The organism is Clostridium tanneri, assembly GCF_033659955.1.
GTDB lineage: Bacteria > Bacillota > Clostridia > Clostridiales > Clostridiaceae > Clostridium_AM > Clostridium_AM tanneri.
On record NZ_JARUJP010000010.1, the window covers coordinates 99504 to 117424 of the forward strand.

Here is a 17921-nt window from a genome sequence, read left to right on the forward strand (position 1 = left end):
ATGGGACTTTATGTTGATATTGAAAAAAAGCTGCCTGGATTTGATTTAAAAGTAAAATTTAATACTGATGACAATGTTCTTGGTTTACTGGGGGCTTCAGGCTCTGGAAAAAGTATGACACTTAGATGTATCGCCGGTTTAGAAAATCCAAGTAAAGGAAGAATTGTATTAAATGAAAGAGTTCTTTATGATTCAGAAAAAGGAATAAATATTCCAAGCCGTAAAAGGAAGATTGGCTTTCTATTTCAAAACTACGCATTATTTCCTAACATGACTGTAACTCAAAATATTAGCTTTGGAATAAAAAATCTATCAAAGCAAGAGCAGGCTAAAATAGTTGATGAGAAAATAGAAATGATGCAGCTTCAAGGACTTGAAAACAGATTTCCAGGCCAGCTTTCCGGAGGACAGCAGCAAAGGGTTGCTATTGCTAGAGCATTAGCTATAGACCCGGAAGCACTATTGCTTGATGAACCTTTTTCTGCTTTAGATAACTATTTAAGAGGTGAAATGGAAAAAAAGATTATTGATACCTTATCCCAGTACAAAGGTACTGCAGTATTTGTATCCCATAACATGGATGAGGTATATCGTGTTTGCAAGAAACTAGTAGTACTTAGTAAAGGGAAGGTAGCAGCTTGTGGAAGTAGAGAGGATATATTTGAGAATCCGCCCACACTTTCAGCAGCACAGCTTACAGGATGTAAAAATATTTCTAGAACTAAACTAATAGATGAAAATACCGTAGAAGCTTTAGATTGGGGATGTACAATTAAGCTTAATAAAAAAGTAAGTGATCCTTTATCCTATGTAGGCATCAGAGCACATAATATTATTCTTACAGAGGAGCAGGGGAAGAATAATGTTTGTAAATGTCAAATAAATTATGTAAAAGAAAGTCCTTTTTCTGTTACCCTTTATTTAGACAGTGTTGAAGAAAAACCATATGTCAAAACTAAAAGTTTACAATGGGAAGTGTCAAAAGAAAAGTGGGAAACTTTAAAAAGATTACAACAACCATTGAATATACATATTAATCCGGAAAAAGTTTTTATGATTAAGTAAGAAAAGAGTTTGGAAATAGTTAAATTAAAAAATCAAAAGCCAATGCTTAAAAACTAAGCATTGGCTTTTAAATTAATATAATATTAGGAATAACTGTACTTAAATTTTGAAAGCTGCCAGCTATGCTGTAGCAACTCTTGCTTTTGTCTTTATAGGAATCTCTTCCTCCATTTCAGCTCTATTGCATTTAATATATACTATTGCAACTATGAAAGAGATAATGTCTGCAGCAGGATAAGCTGCCCAGGCTCCCAATACTCCAAGGTTGAATCCGTACACCATAATGTGAAGAAGAGGAATAAGAACTAGTATTTCTCTAAACACTGAAAGTAATAAGGAGGACTTTGCCATTCCCATTGCTTGATAGTAGTAAATTGCAATAAAGTATACTCCTACACAAGGAAATACTGAAATTACTATTCTAAAAGCGGCAACAGTGTAATTGATGATAGCTTGATCGTTAACAAATACTCCGATAATATCCTTTGCAAATATCATTGTCAGTGCCCATAGAAAAATTGATGTTATGGTAACAGATTTTATTGAAAGCTTAACTATCTCTTTCACTCTATGGTAGTTTTCTGCCCCATAATTATAAGCGGCTATAGGCTGAAGAGCTGAACTTATACCTATAACAGTAATGAATAAAATCATTGACACTCTGCTTATAAGACCAACAGCAACAATTGCAGTGTCTCCACCTATATTAACAAGTACCTTATTTAGTACTACGGATAGTATTGCATCGGATATTTCAACTATAAATGTAGAAAAACCAACAAGTACTATTCCTTTAGCTATACTTATATCAAATTTGCTTTCAAAGGTTAAATTCATCTGTTTTTTAGTTTCTATGAATTTCATAAGAGCATATGCAAAGGCAAATATTTGTGAAGCAACGGTAGCAATTGCTGCTCCTTCAACTCCAAAATTAAATTTAACCACTAAAAGGTAATTCATAAAAACATTGCATACTGCACCGATAGAAATGCTTGATAAAAGAACTTTTGTGTTTCCAAAGGCAGTTAGAATATAGGACATCAAGAACATTAACCCCTGAAATAGTGAACCTATTAAAATAATTGATATATATGCTTTTGCATAGGGAAATATATTTTCGCTGCTTCCTAATTTTATAATTAAACTATCTCTAAATATATATATTCCAACTGCTAAAAATACAATTATTGAAGTTAACACAATAAAGGCATTTGGAATTATTTTTTTAACTTTTGAATAGTCATTCTCACCACAACTTCTTCCAACTGCACTGGAGGTTCCTATTGAAACAAGCATTGCTATGGCAAGAAACAATCTCTGTACTGGAAATGCAATAGTTAATGCTCCTATTCCCAATGGTCCTATAACTTGACCTAAGAATACTGAATCAACCATATTATACATTTCAGCTACAAACAAGGACAGTATAGCTGGAATGGAGAACTTTAGTAACAGTTTTCCTATATCTTCTGTAAGGAAGTTGATTTTTTCATTTTTCCTGTCTCCATCTACTAACATAAACTTTCACCTCAAATTTTTTTATTCATACCTCTATTATAAGGTTTTCCTATAATTCCAACATTCACTTAGTTGCTGAACAAAAAGTACAAAGTTGCAGAAGTTCCATTATTCATAAACTGTGAAATAACAAAAAAACACCCTAAAAAAGGTGTTTTTGTACTTTTTGAAGGGTAATTAGCACAGCTCCATACCCTTCTATCTTTGATATTAAGTTATATACAGGCTTTTTCTTTGCAAAATCTAAAAATATTCTTGGCTGGGAGATATTATATAAAACCTCCATTTCTTCATCGGTAAGCCTTTTCGGTTTTCCCATAAGCGTCCAGTTATTAAAAGCTGATCCTGTTTCTTGCCCTATTTCATACATTGTTACCTTATAATCATATTGAAGGTTCTTAAGAGATAAAGATATTTCTCTTTCAGTAACAGTTTTTTTTCTTTTATGTTTTGCTGAGTTTTCATTTTCTATAATCTCATTAAGGTCTTCGCTAAAGCTGTAGATAAGAATCTGATAGTTATCTTCATGCCTTGTTACGATATAGCCATCCTCCTTCTTAATTAAAACATTTCCTAGTCTTGATAAAAAGTAATATGCATAATAGGAGGCTTTTCTTATACCGTTAAGGGTGGTTATGCCTGGTGAACCAAAGAATAATTCATTGCTCATTACAGAGTTTTCTTCTACAGTATCATAGGCTTTTAAGAACAACATATCCTTTTTTTCATTTATAAAGTTATGGATTATATAAGGAAGCATGTAGGAAGTATCAAAAATAGAGTTTACTGTGGTATCCTCTTCAAAGGCTTCTTCTATTATGTCCTCTAATTCATACTTATCAAATATTTCTTGGGCAGCTTCAATATAATCCTGTGGGAGATCCTTTGCTGTTCTAAATCTCCAATTCTGGATTTCTTCAATACCATAGAGATCTAGAAAATATAGTATAAAACTCTCTAGAAGTCTTAAAAACAACTCTATTTCATCAAAGGTCTTATCCAATATAATCATGGGAATAAGCTTAATATCCACCATAAACTCCATAAGCTTCTCAACTTCATTCCAATTAAGAAAATCTAAGTTTTTATTAAAATAAATTCTCATATCTTTATGAAATAAATACTGAACTATGCCGTATTTAAAACCTATGTTTCTTTGAATATCCTTTACAAAGCTTTGTTCTCTTTCCTTTAATAGCTCTATTCCATCTCCCAAGTTTATTATCTCTTTCCAATAGTCATTAAGGTCTTCGCCTAGATTAGCCACATCCACATTTATCTTAATTATTTCTTTTTCGTAGTTAAATCTATCATAATCTTCAAGGTAGGGAGAAATGTAATCAATGGCCTCTTCTATATTAAGCTCTTCATACTTTTTGAATTTTTCATATTTCTTTTCAGGTATATTATTCTTTTTTCTGTACTGAAGAGGGGTTACATTATAATACATCTTAAAATACTTATTATAATATCTGGTATGAGAGAAGCCTACATCCTCGGAAATTTCCGATATTGTTTTTTCTGTGTCTAATAAAAGCTTAACAGATTCATGAACTCTGGTAGAATTTAAAAACTCCTTAAAATTAATACCTGCCATATTTTTTATTTCGTGAGATAGATAATAGGAACTTAAAAATTCACGTTCAGCTATATCCTGTAAGCTTATCTTATTCATATAGTTATTATAAATAAATTTAGATATTCTGTGATACCGCTCGAATTGTATATCATTTTCCTTTAAATCCTCTTCATCATATAATAGATAATGAAAGTTATTGACCAAATGAAATAATAACTTTACCATATGCTTTTCTATTTCTTCGTCATAATCATCGCTTTTCTGAATTGCTTCACAGGCAAGTATAGATAAAAATCTTCTTAAGACTTGATATTTTTCTTCTTCCTGTGCCCACTCCTTTGTTGAGTTAGTGTAAAAATAAATATTTTTCACGTCGTTGTAGTACTTTTCAAAGAATTCTACATCCATTTTAAATATTAGTATTTTATTATCCTCATCATCAGAAAATATTCTGTGAGGCTCGTCCTCGTTGATTATTTCAATTTCCCTTTCTCGAACCTCATAGGTTTCAGACTCTATCTGAACATATACGGTGCCTTTCAAAACAAATATTATTTCTATACATTTATGCCAGTGTAGTGGATATTCCTTAATGGTATTTAAGCTAATGTTAACTGGAAGTTCTTCCGTAAAAGTTACGTATTCCCTTCTCATAAATCATCCTCATTTCCTTAATTTAATAGTATTGTCATTTAAATTTTATCATATCTAGAAGTAAAAATGCTTTGTATTAAGAATAATTTAACTTTTTAACATATATGTTTTATGAAGCGAAGTTGCTGCTGTAAATAATTGTATTAAAAATCTCTATAAGTTATAATGAATTTAAAGTAATAGATGAATTTTATATTTAGTTATTTTTATGTATAATATTAAAAGGGATATCTAAATAGATAGAGAAGTCTATGAAAGCTTTAAACTATAGTGGAAATAGAATTTGTAATCATTATTACTGCTTTACACTTTGCTTTATTATGCAAAGCACAATATAATAGTTCTAGAAAATAGCAAAAGGATAGGAAGTGAAAATTATGGATAATGAAAAGCAACAATTAAGTGTGGAAGTAGCAAGACTCTATTATCAATCAGATTATAGCCAGCAGCAAATTGCGACGCAGCTTGGCATATCAAGACCAACTATATCAAGACTTCTGCAATACGCCAAAGAAAAGGGTTACGTTAGGATTGATATTATGGACCCCTTTGCTGATTTAGACAAGTTAGCTCATCAATTAAAGGAGAAATACAACCTAAGAGATGTTCGTGTTGTCTTTTCACCAACAGATGATCATATTTCTATAAGAGAATATATCAGTAAGGAAGCAGCAGAATATTTACAGGATACTATAAAAAATGGAGACATACTTGGAGTAAGTTGGGGAACAACTATGTATGAAGTGGCTAAAAGGCTTGTTCCGCAAAATGTTAAAGGTGTAGAAGTAGTTCAGTTAAATGGAGGTATCAGTCATTCGGAAGAAAACACATATGCATCAGAAACAACAGTTTTTTTCGCTGAAGCTTTTCAAGCAGTACCAAGATACTTACCGCTGCCAGTAATTTTTGATAGTGCCACTGTAAAACAACTGGTAGAGGAAGACCGCCATATCAAAAACACTATGGAAATGGGAGTTCAAGCAAATGTAGCAATCTTTACCGTTGGTGCAATTCATGATGAAGCACTACTTTTTCGTTTAAGCTACTTAAGTGAAAAAGAGAAGGAATTATTAAAGCAAAAAAGCGTAGGAGATATCTGTGCTCGATTTTTCGATGAAAAAGGTCAAATCTGTTGCGAACAAATTAATAGCCGTACTATAGGAATATCCTTAGATTCTCTTAAACAAAAGGAAAAGTCTATTCTAGTAGCAGGTGGTAAATATAAAGTAAGAGCGATAAAAGGAGCCTTAGAAGGAAAAAATGCCAATATTTTAATTACAGATCAATACACTGCAAAGAAGCTTTTAGAATAGAGGATGAACAAAATTTCATTTATATCTTTACAAATGTGCAAAAAACCTTTATTATAAAATCATAATCAATAGGAAAAGGAGTAATTGATATGGATTACAAAATGTTAGTTTCCAAGGCTTTTGAAGGAAGAAAGAATGCTTATGTTCCTTACTCTAACTTTAAAGTTGGAGCGGCAGTAGTAACTGAAGATGGAACAATATATACAGGTTGTAACATAGAAAATGCATCCTATGGAGCAACTAATTGTGCAGAAAGAACAGCAATATTTAAAGCAATGTCAGAAGGTCATAGAGAAATTAAAGCAATAGCTATAGTAGGAGTAGAAAACGACTACACTTACCCTTGCGGCATATGCAGACAGGTAATAGCAGAATTTGCTTCAGAAGATGTTAAAATAATCTTAGGAAAGAATGAAAACGAATTTATAGTTAAATCATTGGAGGAAATTTTACCAGGGGCTTTCACAAAGAAGGATCTGGAAAAGTAATGATATATTAAATTTAAAGCATACTATTGTAATCCTTTTCTTTATAAAAGGTTACAATAAAGTATGCTTTTACTTTTTTACCACTAAAAGATCTATAAATCATTGAATAATTTGTAAAATATTATTTTGAACAAATTTTCATTAATTACTTTACAAATGTTCAAAAAGGTTTTATTATATTACTATAATTTAAACAAGAAAGGGAGATATATAAATGAACATTGCTAAGATGATTGATCACACTGTGTTGAAACCGGATACAACAAAGGAGCAAATCCTTAAGTTAATAGAGGAAGCAAGAGAATATAAATTTGCATCTGTTTGTGTAAATCCAGTTTGGGTTAAGACAGCAAGTGAAGGACTAAAGGATACTGGAGTTGATGTATGTACTGTTATAGGATTCCCTCTAGGAGCTAGTACAACTGAAACAAAAGCTTTTGAAACAAAGGATGCTATCAAAAATGGTGCTACAGAAGTAGACATGGTTATAAACATTGGTGAGTTAAAGGATAAAAACGATGTTTATGTAGAAGAAGATATCAGAGCTGTTGTTGAAGCGGCAAAGGGAAAAGCCTTAGTAAAGGTAATTATTGAAACTTGTCTTTTAACAGAAGAGGAGAAAGTAAGAGCTTGTGAGTTATCTAAAAAAGCAGGTGCAGATTTTGTAAAGACATCAACAGGATTCTCTAAAGGTGGAGCTACTGTAGAAGATATTAGATTAATGCGTAAAACAGTAGGTGAAAATATAGGTGTTAAAGCTTCCGGTGGTGTTCATAACAAAGAAGAAGCTATGCAAATGATAGAAGCTGGTGCAAGTCGTATCGGTGCAAGCGCAAGTATTGCTATCGTTTCTGAAAATTAAGTAGTGGAATCTTTAGATAACAAATAGCTATTTATAAATACTACTAAGAGAAGCATCCAGTTTTGTGACAACCTAAGGTTTTAGAGTATAAATACAAAGCTGGATGTTAAAATTTATTTTTTTTATCAGTAAATATGAATAAAAATTTTTAGCTGTAATCGTTATATAATATGGTATTAATAAACTTGTAGTTTATAAGGAGGAGCATTTGAATGAAATATATTATAGGAATTATAGGTTTAGTTGTTGCACTAGGACTTGCATGGATTGCCAGCAGCGATAAGAAAAATGTAAAATACAAACCTATTGTAACAATGATTGTTTTACAATTCATACTTGGATTTGCGCTATTAAATACAGAAGCAGGTAATATCTTAGTAGGTGGTATAGCAAGTGGCTTTGAAGTATTACTTAAATGTGCCGCAGAAGGTGTAAACTTTGTATTTGGCGGTATAGTTAATGATAACCAGTTTACATTCTTTATCGGTGTTCTTTTACCAATAGTATTTATTTCAGCATTAATTGGTATTTTACAGCACTGGAAGATACTTCCTTTTGTAGTCAAATATATTGGACTAGTTTTAAGTAAAGTAAACGGAATGGGTAAATTAGAATCTTATAATGCAGTGGCATCAGCTATTCTTGGACAATCAGAGGTATTTATATCAGTTAAAAAACAACTTGGATTATTACCAAAACATCGTCTATATACTCTATGTGCCTCAGCGATGTCAACAGTATCTATGTCAATCGTAGGATCTTATATGGTTCTTTTAAAACCTAAGTATGTTGTAACAGCATTAGTGTTAAACTTATTTGGTGGATTTATTATAGCTTCAATTATAAATCCATATACTGTAACAGATGAAGAAGATATTTTAGAAGTTGAACAAGAACAAGCATCCGCAGAAGCTGCTATAACAAGTGATTCTCAAGTTAAGCAGAAACAAACATTCTTCGAGGTTCTTGGAGAATATATTATGGATGGTTTCAAGGTAGCAGTTATAGTTGCAGCTATGTTAATTGGATTCGTAGCAATAATAGCTATGGTTAATACAATGTTCAAAGGAATATTCGGTATTTCATTCCAGGATATGCTGGGATATGTATTCTCACCATTTGCATTCTTAATGGGAGTACCTTTAAGTGAGTCAATAGGAGCAGCAAGTATAATGGCAACTAAATTAGTATCTAACGAGTTCGTTGCAATGAACCTATTAGCAGGTGGAACTATTCAGTTATCAGCAAGAGCAACAGCCATTGTTTCAGTATTCTTAGTTTCTTTCGCAAACTTCTCATCTATAGGAATTATTGCAGGAGCAGTAAAGGGACTTCATGAAGAACAAGGAAACGTAGTTGCACGTTTTGGTTTAAAATTACTATATGGTGCAACTCTAGTAAGTGTATTAACAGCAACTATTGTTGGATTAATCGTATAAAGTAAAAGAAAGAAGGAATTAATAATGAAAGCTTTTAAAAGGATACATGTCATTGTTATGGATTCAGTAGGTATTGGTGAGTCACCAGATTCAAAGGAATTTGATGACTTAGGTGTCAACACATTAGCTCATATTGCTGAAGCTAAAAATGGACTTAATATGCCTTATATGGCTGAGTTAGGCTTATCTAATATTCATGACATTAAAGGTGTAGAAAAAGCTATTCATCCAAAGGCTTACTTTGGAAAGATGCAGGAACTTTCCTGTGGAAAAGACACAATGACTGGCCATTGGGAAATGATGGGCCTATACATTGATACACCTTTCCGTGTTTTCCCAGATGGTTTTCCTCAGGAATTAATCGAAAAAATAGAAACTTTCTCTGGAAGAAAAGTTATCGGCAATAAACCAGCTAGTGGAACAGAGATTATAAAGGAATTTGGTGAAAGGCAACTTGAAACAGGAGAACTAATAGTATATACCTCTGCAGATTCAGTACTTCAAATAGCTGCCAATGAAGAAATTATACCTTTAGAGGAGCTGTATAAAATCTGTGAGTATTGCCGTAAAATAACTCTAGAAGAGCCTTATACACTTGGAAGAATTATTGCTAGACCATTTGTGGGCAGATCTGTAGATACTTTCAAGAGAACTTCTAATCGTCACGACTACGCTTTAAAGCCTTTTGGCGATACAGTAATGAATTATCTGCAGCAGGCTAACTTAGATTCTATTGCTCTTGGAAAAATCTCAGATATATTTAATGGAGAAGGTGTAACAAGATCAATTAAAACTGTTTCTAACATGGATGGAATGGATAAATTTATTTCCTTACTAGATGAAGACTTCCAGGGCATCAGTTTTCTTAACTTAGTAGATTTTGATGCGGCTTATGGACATCGTCGTGATCCTATTGGTTACGGAGATGCTTTAGAGGAATTTGATGGAAGATTACCAGAGGTCTTTGAAAAATTACAGGAAGATGATCTGCTTATAATTACAGCAGACCATGGAAATGATCCAGCTTACAAGGGAACAGATCATACAAGGGAGTTTGTACCATTACTTGCTTATTCCAAGAGATTTAAGGAAGGAAAGGAATTAGGGGTACGTAAAGCCTTTGCTGATATAGGAGCAACAATCTCAGACAACTTTAATATACAAATGCCAAAGTATGGCGAAAGCTTTTTACAAAAATTAATATAAAAAGGTGGTATGAAAAAATGAGAATGGTAGACATAATTGCAAGAAAACGTGATGGAAAAGAATTAACAACAGAAGAAATCAAATTTTTCATAGAAGGCTATACTAAAGGAACAATTCCTGATTATCAAGCAAGTGCTTTAGCAATGGCTATATACTTCCAAGATATGAATGACCGTGAAAGAGCAGATTTAACAATGGCAATGGTTAACTCTGGAGAAACTATTGATTTATCAGCAATCGAAGGTATAAAGGTAGATAAGCACTCAACAGGCGGTGTTGGTGATACAACAACTCTTGTTTTAGCACCACTTGTAGCTGCACTAGATGTACCAGTAGCTAAGATGTCTGGTCGTGGTTTAGGTCATACTGGAGGAACTATTGATAAGTTAGAAGCTATTGAAGGTTTTCATGTAGAAATCACTAAGGATCAGTTTATTGAATTAGTTAACCGTGATAAGGTTGCTGTAATTGGTCAAAGTGGTAACTTAACTCCAGCAGATAAGAAGTTATATGCACTTCGTGACGTAACTGGAACTGTTAATTCAATTCCTTTAATTGCAAGCTCAATAATGAGTAAGAAAATTGCAGCAGGAGCGGACGCTATAGTACTAGACGTTAAAACTGGTGCAGGAGCATTTATGAAAACTAATGAAGATGCAGAAGCTTTAGCTCGTGCAATGGTTAAAATAGGTAACAACGTAGGAAGAAACACTATGGCAATAATTTCTGATATGTCACAGCCATTAGGATTTGCTATTGGTAACGCTCTTGAAGTAAAAGAAGCTATTGATACTTTAAAGGGAGAAGGTCCAGAGGATTTAACAGAACTTGTTTTAACCCTTGGAAGCCAAATGGTTGTATTAGCTAAAAAGGCAAGTACATTAGAGGAAGCAAGAGAAATGCTTGTTGAAGTAATGAAAAATGGTAAAGCTTTAGAGAAGTTCAAAGTATTCTTAAAGAACCAAGGTGGAGATGCATCTGTTGTAGACAGTCCAGAAAAGTTACCACAAGCAAAATATATAATTGAAGTTCCAGCTAAGGAAAGTGGATATGTTTCTAACATTGTAGCTGACGAAATCGGTGTGGCAGCTATGATTTTAGGTGCAGGAAGAGCTACAAAAGAAGATGAAATTGATTTAGCTGTAGGATTAATGTTACGTAAAAAAGTAGGCGACAAGGTAGAAAAGGGAGAAAGCCTTGTAACTATTTACTCAAATCGTGAAGATGTAGCAAGCGTAATGGATAAGATTTATGCAAACATTTCTATAAGCAGTGAATCAGTAAATCCAGTGTTAATCCACAAAATAATTACAGAATAAGCATATTTATAAGCAGTAGGACTTTAAAAAACCTACTGCTTATTTTTATAGGTTAAAGAAATTAAATTAATAATAGCCTACAGATATAGGCAACTAAGATAACCTGTTATATAAATATATAATAATATATAGATTCAGGCATCCAGTATAATTTCTTGCATAAACATATAATTATGTATAGACATAAATAGCTAAGATAACTTATAATATAACAGGAAAATAGCAGTACTTTAAGAAAAGAGGATTGAGATGGATAATATTACAAACCCTTTATTTAATGGTGAATTAGGTATAGTAGCATTAGAAAGCTGTAGAGAACTTGGAGAAAAAATAAATTACCATATTAGAGAAAAAAGAGATGAAGATAAGTCCTATTTAATTAAAAGTGAGAACATAAGATTTTCTAATGGTGAAGGAAAAATAAAATTAGAAGAGTCTATAAGAGGAAAAGATGTATACATACTTTGTGACGTTGGAAATTATAGTATAGAGTATAAAATGTTTGGTTTTATGAATCACATGGGACCAGATGAACACTTTCAAGATATTAAGAGAACGATTTCTGCAATTAGAGGAAAGGCAGAAAGAATTACGGTAATAATGCCCCTGCTATATGCATCAAGACAGCACAGAAGAAAAGGAAGAGAATCTCTTGATTGTGCAATGGCTCTGCAGGAATTAGAAAGGCTAGGAGTACATGAGATAATAACCTTTGATGCTCATGATCCTAATGTTCAAAATGCTATTACACTAACTTCTTTCGAAAATCTGTATCCTACTTACGATATAGTTAAGACTTTCATAAAGGATGAGGAAGATTTAGAGATAGACAAGAACAAGATGATAGTTATAAGTCCAGATACCGGTGCTATGGATAGGGCAATTTACTATTCCAGTGTATTAGGGGTAGACGTAGGCTTATTTTATAAAAGAAGAGATCACTCAAGAGTTGTAAATGGTAAAAATCCTATTGTAGAACATGAGTATATGGGAAGAGATGTGGAAGGCTGTGATGTATTAATTGTTGATGATATGATAGCCTCAGGGGAATCTGTATTTGACATTGCCTTAGAGCTTAAGAAACGTAACGCAAAAAATGTCTATGTAGCAGCTACCTTTGCTTTCTTTACTGAAGGAATAGAAAAGTTTGAGAGATTTTATAGAGAAGGAATAATAAAGAGGGTTTATTCAACAAACCTGACTTATATACCTCCACATGTAAAGGAAGCGGAGTGGTTTAAAGAGGTAGATATGTCTTTCTTTATTGCAATGGTTGTAAATAAATTGAACTATAATAAATCTATATCTTCCTATTTAGATGCCACTAGGGTTATCGAGGAATTATTAAGTAACAAGTAAAATGTTGTTTATAGGGGCTATCTCAAAATGTGTGAAAACATAAGAGAGAAGCCCTTTCTCTGTTTGAAGCTATTATTGAAAAATGGACTTACAGAAAATAAATCTTATAAATCTAACTCTCTTCTAGGAATTTTAAATTTTATAGACTTCTCTATCTCCTCTAAGGTCAATCTATCCTTTGGGTCTATGAAAAGACAAGTGTAGCCACTTTCTCCAGCTCTTCCAGTTCTGCCGATACGATGTATATATGACTCTACACTTTCAGGAATATCATAATTGTATATATGACCCACTCCGCTTATATCTAAACCCCTAGCTGCCACATCTGTAGCTATTAAATATTGAATGTCTGCGTTTCTAAAGGCTTTCATGATTCTTTCACGTTTTGACTGAATTATATCACTATGCAATTTTTCACAGTTATATCCACGTCTATGTAGAGCCATTTCAAGGTCATCTACTCTTCTTTTAGTTCTGCAGAATATAATAGCCATAAAGGGATTATCCTCATCTAAAACCTTGCATAAAGCATCTTGCTTTCTTCTGTCTGTAGTTTCAACAACATGCTGCTGAATACTGCTAAGAGTAACTTCTTCTTTTTCTACAGTAACTGTTAAAGGGTCCTTCATATATCTATAAGCTAATTTTTTAACCTCTGAATTCATAGTGGCAGAGAAACATAGTGTCTGACGCTTTTTGTTAGTCTCTTTTATAATAGCTTCTACTTCGTTTTTAAAACCCATTAATAGCATTTGATCTGCTTCATCTAGCACTAAGGTTTTTAATTTAGTAAGATCTACTGTCTTTCTGTCCAGATGATCTAAAAGTCTACCAGGAGTGGCGATAATTAGGTGAATGCTCCCACTTAGTTTTTTTAGCTGGGAACCTATATCCTTACCACCATAGGCTGCTAATATATTTATATCTTTAGCCTCCTTAAGTTTCATAGCTTGTTCTGTTATTTGAATAGCTAACTCCCTTGTTGGAGATACAATCAATGCTTGAACTGAGTTTACTTTAGGTGATATATTTTCAAAAATAGGAATCAAAAAGGCAAGGGTTTTCCCTGTACCAGTTTGTGCCTCTGCTATAACATCTCTTCCTTCTTTAATAGGGATGATACTGTCCTGTTGAACTGCTGTTGGTGTAGTAATACCTGTGTGCTTTAGTACGTTTATAATATCTGCACTTATTCCTAATTCGTTAAAATTCATTTTTTCATACCTTTCATCGTTAATTTATATTTACTTCAACTAAGTAACTTGGCTGTAATTTAATGCTAATAGTTTTATAGTATGGAGGTTCTTATAAGCCATTAACAGTATTATTATACATTAGAGAGGCAAATATTAATATAGAGGATTAGTAAAAGCTATCAATTTATGAATATTTACATAAGCATTTGAAAATAATAACATCATATTGTAGATTATGAATTTTAATATAGAATAAATTTGCATTGCAAGTTTATAGGTATAGTGATACAATATCTTTAATGGTAAAGATAAAGTCTAAAACATCTTAATGAATACTATAAAATAAATTAATGGTGGTGAAGATTATGTTAGCTTGTAATGAAAAAGGTTCTACATTTGGAATGGATTCTAATATGTATAAAAACATTAAAGGTGAACATAGTATTGCTGCTGTGAGCTGTGTAGTTTTTGGAAGGATTAATATAGAATTAAATATAATTTTAGTTAATAACACCTAGAAAGTAGATTGTACTTTCTAGGTGTTTTCTTTTTAAAAATTTTGTTGTGAAGCTAATAAATTATATGAAATTACAAGGAGGATTTAACTTATGAATCAAGGTGAAATTATAATTAAGGGAATACCTGTAAAGGCAAATAGATTGGACAGTGGAGATGTTAATTTACTATTTAAAATAGGTACCTATGATGAAAAGGAATCCGTTTGCAGAGTAATTGTTAAAAAGGATTATTGGAAAAATGCATCAACGGGTATGAAGGATGTAAACTACTTTGTCATTAAAGGCAAATTGAAGGCTTGCGTAAATAGCAAAGGCGTTCCCTTTATAGCTGTAGAGGCATCGTCGATAAAAATATTTAATTTACCAAAGGATAAGGATGGAGAGATAGATTTAAATTATGAATTACCAACGGGAACAGATGAGATAATAGATATCTCAAGGATAGTAAATGATAACGAGGACTTATCTGTAAAACGTGCAAAAAACAAGGCAATAAGCTATATGAAAAATAATAACAAGTTTAATAAGCCAATTACAGTAAGAAAAGAAACTATGGTTATGGTATCAGGTCAGGATCAATATGCAGCAGCGAAGGAGTTAGGAATAAGTAATGTTCCTGTTACCTATGTAGATTAGTAGAAAAAACCACTTGATTTATATAATAAAGAGTGATATAATATAAAAATCGCTTAAGCAAATCGTAATTAATTTTAACACAATTATATTTCAGTTAGTACTTATTAAAAAATAGTATTATAATATCGAAATTTTATTTGTGGATTATTACAAAGAGTTTAAGAAAAATAAAATTTCGGAGGTACAGTCATGAAAGGTACAGTTAAATGGTTTAATTCAGAAAAAGGATTTGGATTTATTACAGGAGAAGATGGAAAAGACATTTTCGCACACTTTTCTCAAATAAATTCTGATGGATTTAAAACACTTGTAGAAGGTCAAGAAGTTTCTTACGACGTAGTTGAAGGACCAAAAGGACCTCAAGCAGAAAATATTACAGTTATCTAATTAGTGAATATTTTACCCCTTAAATAATATGATTATTTAAGGGGTTTTTAATTGTTTAGTAATATAATAATGCAGCTATGCCTCCTGTAGAAGATAGTGCCATAACAGAGATTTATTGAATATAATGATGTTATAGTGCAGCAAGGAGGCTTTATTATGTACAAGATTAACGATAACTATTTGAAGTTGCCAGAAGGCTATATTTTTTCAACAATAGCAAAGCAAGTAGCTAGCTTTAAGGAGAAAAATCCTGATAAGAAAGTTATTCACCTGGGAATTGGTGATATTACTCAGCCCTTAGCACAAAACATCATTAATACATTACATGAAGCCGTTGATGAAATGTCACATATAGAAACTTTCAAAGGATATGGACCGGAATTTGGTTATGAGTTTTTACGTGATGCCATCGTAAAGGGGGATTACAAATCTCGAGGAATTGATATTTCAGTAGAGGAGATATTCGTAAGCGACGGCATAAATTCTGATGCAGGTAATATTCAGGAAATATTTAGTGTAGATAATAAAATTGCTGTTTGTGACCCTGTGTATCCTGTATATATAGATACAAATGCAATGGCTGGAAGAACGGGAAACTACAATAGAATTACAAAAAGATGGAGCGACGTTATCTATTTGCCATGTACTCCAGATAATGATTTTGTGCCAGAGCTTCCAAAAGAAAGACCAGACATTATTTATCTTTGTTTGCCTAATAATCCAACAGGCTCAACGCTTACAAAGGAACAGCTGCAACTTTGGGTTGATTATGCTAATAGAATAGAGGCTGTTATTATATATGATGCAGCCTATGAGGCGTATATTTCTGAAGATAATATACCTCATTCTATTTATGAATGTGAAGGTTCCAAAAACTGTGCTATTGAGCTGAAGAGTTTTTCAAAAAGTGCTGGTTTTACAGGTGTAAGGCTTGGCTATACAGTTGTTCCGAAGGCTTTAAAATGTGGTAGTGTTTCACTGAATGCACTTTGGGCTAGACGGCATGGAACAAAATACAATGGTGCGCCATATATTATTCAAAGAGCTGGAGCGGCAGTTTACTCTAAAGAGGGAAGAGAAGAGATAAAAAAGCAAGTGAATTATTATATGAATAATGCAAGGTTAATTCTTAAAGGATTAAAGTTAGCAGGTTATTCTGCCTATGGTGGTGTAAACGCACCTTATATTTGGTGGAAAATACCAAAAAACATAACCTCCTGGGAGTTTTTCTACTACCTATTAGAAAATGCCAATATTGTAGGTACACCAGGAATTGGATTTGGTCCACAGGGAGAAGGATATTTCCGCCTTACTGCCTTCGGTACTTATGAAAATACCTTAGATGCCATGGAAAGAATCAAGAAACTTTAAAAGAATACAGTTCCAAAGGTCAATACTTAATAAAACTTGAGCATTGGCCTTAAATTTTCTATGAAAAAATGTTAAGAAGCTTTTTAGATTATAGCAAAAAATTACACCTATTTATGATAAAATATAATAATTATAAAGTATAAGAAAAAAGAGGGGATAATATGATATTTTATTTTTCTGGAACGGGGAATTCACTGCAAGTAGCCAAAAGCATTGCGGAAGATAACGATGATAGGCTAATATCTATAGCAGCAGAAATGAACAAAAAAGATGCTGACTTCAACTATACTCTAAAGGATAATGAAGTTATAGGCTTTGTATATCCAGTGTACGCTTGGGCACCACCGAAGATGGTTATTGAGCTTATTGAAAAACTAAAATTTAATAATTATAAAGATAACTATATTTTTTCTGTAGCAACCTGTGGGGCAAATATAGGAAACACTATGAAGGTTTTAGGTGATGCCTTAGAGAAAAAGAATTTAAATTTAAATAGTGGCTTTTCTATTGAAATGCCTAACAACTACATTATCATGGGTAATGTTGACTCAAAGGAAATAGAGAAGAAAAAGCTTTTAGCTGCAGAAGAAAGCTTAAAAAACATAAACAAAGTTATAAAGGAAAGAAAGAAGAATGTCTTTCAAATTACTAAGGGAGCTATGCCAGGTCTTTTAACCGGTGTTATCAATCCTCTATTTGCTAAAGGTGCTGCTAATACTAAAAAGTTTTATGCAAAGGATAATTGCACAGGCTGTGGTATTTGCGAAAGTGTATGTAACTGCAAAACTATAAAGGTAGAGGGAAAACCTAAATGGGGAAAAGTCTGTACTCAATGCCTAGCCTGTATTCACCTTTGTCCAGTTGGAGCTATTCAATATGGTAAAGGTACAGAGAGTAAGGGGAGATACAAAAATCCTAATATTACTGTAGAGGAAATGAAGGTAAATAGTTAATGGGATTGTAATTAAGTATATTTAATATACTGTATGGAGAACCAATGCTTAATAAGAC

The 17921-nt window shown here is 32.5% G+C and carries 16 protein-coding genes; 13 read left to right on the forward strand and 3 right to left on the reverse strand.

Annotated elements, in window-relative coordinates:
• Positions 1–1065, forward strand: coding sequence for a sulfate/molybdate ABC transporter ATP-binding protein (locus P8V03_RS10330; protein WP_318798097.1), 1065 nt, complete (start codon positions 1–3; stop codon positions 1063–1065).
• A gap of 120 nt (positions 1066–1185) precedes the next feature.
• On the opposite strand, the gene P8V03_RS10335 is transcribed toward P8V03_RS10330, so the two are convergent.
• A complete protein-coding gene (locus tag P8V03_RS10335) occupies positions 1186–2583 on the reverse strand; it encodes an MATE family efflux transporter (RefSeq protein ID WP_318798098.1) in 1398 nt (465 codons plus the stop codon).
• Between the two features lie 142 nt (positions 2584–2725).
• Positions 2726–4816: a helix-turn-helix domain-containing protein gene (locus P8V03_RS10340; RefSeq protein ID WP_318798099.1), complete on the reverse strand. Its 2091-nt coding sequence runs from the start codon at positions 4814–4816 to the stop codon at positions 2726–2728.
• A 377-nt stretch (positions 4817–5193) separates the two neighbouring features.
• On the opposite strand from P8V03_RS10340, the gene deoR reads away from it, so the two are divergent.
• The 7 genes from deoR to P8V03_RS10375 all read left to right on the forward strand — a co-directional run bounded on the left by deoR (position 5194) and on the right by P8V03_RS10375 (position 12802).
• Positions 5194–6129: a DNA-binding transcriptional repressor DeoR gene (gene deoR, locus P8V03_RS10345; RefSeq protein WP_261670338.1), complete on the forward strand. Its 936-nt coding sequence runs from the start codon at positions 5194–5196 to the stop codon at positions 6127–6129.
• A gap of 89 nt (positions 6130–6218) precedes the next feature.
• Positions 6219–6617 carry a cytidine deaminase gene (locus tag P8V03_RS10350; protein ID WP_261670337.1) on the forward strand — a complete coding sequence of 133 codons (399 nt, stop codon included), beginning with the start codon at positions 6219–6221 and terminating at the stop codon, positions 6615–6617.
• 214 nt (positions 6618–6831) lie between these two features.
• The gene (gene deoC, locus P8V03_RS10355; protein WP_261670336.1) at positions 6832–7479 is read left to right on the forward strand and encodes a deoxyribose-phosphate aldolase; all 648 of its coding nucleotides are present in this window, start codon (positions 6832–6834) and stop codon (positions 7477–7479) included.
• 212 nt (positions 7480–7691) lie between these two features.
• Entirely contained in the window at positions 7692–8918 is a 1227-nt protein-coding gene (locus P8V03_RS10360; RefSeq protein ID WP_318798100.1) for a NupC/NupG family nucleoside CNT transporter, read from the forward strand.
• 24 nt (positions 8919–8942) lie between these two features.
• Positions 8943–10124, forward strand: a complete 1182-nt coding sequence (gene deoB, locus P8V03_RS10365; protein WP_261670334.1) for a phosphopentomutase — start codon at positions 8943–8945, stop codon at positions 10122–10124.
• A gap of 17 nt (positions 10125–10141) precedes the next feature.
• Positions 10142–11443, forward strand: a complete 1302-nt coding sequence (locus P8V03_RS10370; protein WP_261670333.1) for a pyrimidine-nucleoside phosphorylase — start codon at positions 10142–10144, stop codon at positions 11441–11443.
• A gap of 249 nt (positions 11444–11692) precedes the next feature.
• Positions 11693–12802 (forward strand): ribose-phosphate pyrophosphokinase, encoded by a 1110-nt coding sequence (locus P8V03_RS10375; protein ID WP_318798101.1) that lies wholly within the window; start codon positions 11693–11695, stop codon positions 12800–12802.
• 104 nt (positions 12803–12906) lie between these two features.
• On the opposite strand, the gene P8V03_RS10380 is transcribed toward P8V03_RS10375, so the two are convergent.
• Positions 12907–14016 carry a DEAD/DEAH box helicase gene (locus P8V03_RS10380; protein WP_318798102.1) on the reverse strand — a complete coding sequence of 370 codons (1110 nt, stop codon included), beginning with the start codon at positions 14014–14016 and terminating at the stop codon, positions 12907–12909.
• Positions 14017–14363: 347 nt separating this feature from the next.
• On the opposite strand from P8V03_RS10380, the gene P8V03_RS10385 reads away from it, so the two are divergent.
• From P8V03_RS10385 to P8V03_RS10405, 5 genes are all read left to right on the forward strand, one after another.
• Positions 14364–14516 carry a hypothetical protein gene (locus P8V03_RS10385; protein ID WP_318798103.1) on the forward strand — a complete coding sequence of 51 codons (153 nt, stop codon included), beginning with the start codon at positions 14364–14366 and terminating at the stop codon, positions 14514–14516.
• A 90-nt stretch (positions 14517–14606) separates the two neighbouring features.
• On the forward strand, positions 14607–15152 hold the full coding sequence (locus P8V03_RS10390; protein WP_261670328.1) for a ParB N-terminal domain-containing protein: 546 nt from the start codon (positions 14607–14609) through the stop codon (positions 15150–15152).
• A 189-nt stretch (positions 15153–15341) separates the two neighbouring features.
• Positions 15342–15539 (forward strand): cold-shock protein, encoded by a 198-nt coding sequence (locus tag P8V03_RS10395; RefSeq protein WP_261670327.1) that lies wholly within the window; start codon positions 15342–15344, stop codon positions 15537–15539.
• A 156-nt stretch (positions 15540–15695) separates the two neighbouring features.
• Positions 15696–16910, forward strand: a complete 1215-nt coding sequence (locus tag P8V03_RS10400; RefSeq protein ID WP_318798104.1) for an LL-diaminopimelate aminotransferase — start codon at positions 15696–15698, stop codon at positions 16908–16910.
• Positions 16911–17071: 161 nt separating this feature from the next.
• Complete coding sequence (locus P8V03_RS10405) at positions 17072–17863, forward strand: EFR1 family ferrodoxin (protein WP_318798105.1); 792 nt, start codon at positions 17072–17074, stop codon at positions 17861–17863.
• Positions 17864–17921 lie beyond the last annotated feature (58 nt).

Coding starts and splice junctions, on each gene's coding strand:
- deoC (WP_261670336.1), top strand. CDS start 6,832: ATGAACATTGCTAAGATGATTGATCACACTGTGTTGAAACCGGATACA.
- P8V03_RS10405 (WP_318798105.1), top strand. CDS start 17,072: ATGATATTTTATTTTTCTGGAACGGGGAATTCACTGCAAGTAGCCAAA.
- P8V03_RS10370 (WP_261670333.1), top strand. CDS start 10,142: ATGAGAATGGTAGACATAATTGCAAGAAAACGTGATGGAAAAGAATTA.
- P8V03_RS10375 (WP_318798101.1), top strand. CDS start 11,693: ATGGATAATATTACAAACCCTTTATTTAATGGTGAATTAGGTATAGTA.
- P8V03_RS10385 (WP_318798103.1), top strand. CDS start 14,364: ATGTTAGCTTGTAATGAAAAAGGTTCTACATTTGGAATGGATTCTAAT.
- deoR (WP_261670338.1), top strand. CDS start 5,194: ATGGATAATGAAAAGCAACAATTAAGTGTGGAAGTAGCAAGACTCTAT.
- P8V03_RS10350 (WP_261670337.1), top strand. CDS start 6,219: ATGGATTACAAAATGTTAGTTTCCAAGGCTTTTGAAGGAAGAAAGAAT.
- P8V03_RS10360 (WP_318798100.1), top strand. CDS start 7,692: ATGAAATATATTATAGGAATTATAGGTTTAGTTGTTGCACTAGGACTT.
- P8V03_RS10335 (WP_318798098.1), bottom strand. CDS start 2,583: ATGTTAGTAGATGGAGACAGGAAAAATGAAAAAATCAACTTCCTTACA.
- P8V03_RS10395 (WP_261670327.1), top strand. CDS start 15,342: ATGAAAGGTACAGTTAAATGGTTTAATTCAGAAAAAGGATTTGGATTT.
- deoB (WP_261670334.1), top strand. CDS start 8,943: ATGAAAGCTTTTAAAAGGATACATGTCATTGTTATGGATTCAGTAGGT.
- P8V03_RS10400 (WP_318798104.1), top strand. CDS start 15,696: ATGTACAAGATTAACGATAACTATTTGAAGTTGCCAGAAGGCTATATT.
- P8V03_RS10340 (WP_318798099.1), bottom strand. CDS start 4,816: ATGAGAAGGGAATACGTAACTTTTACGGAAGAACTTCCAGTTAACATT.
- P8V03_RS10330 (WP_318798097.1), top strand. CDS start 1: ATGGGACTTTATGTTGATATTGAAAAAAAGCTGCCTGGATTTGATTTA.
- P8V03_RS10390 (WP_261670328.1), top strand. CDS start 14,607: ATGAATCAAGGTGAAATTATAATTAAGGGAATACCTGTAAAGGCAAAT.
- P8V03_RS10380 (WP_318798102.1), bottom strand. CDS start 14,016: ATGAATTTTAACGAATTAGGAATAAGTGCAGATATTATAAACGTACTA.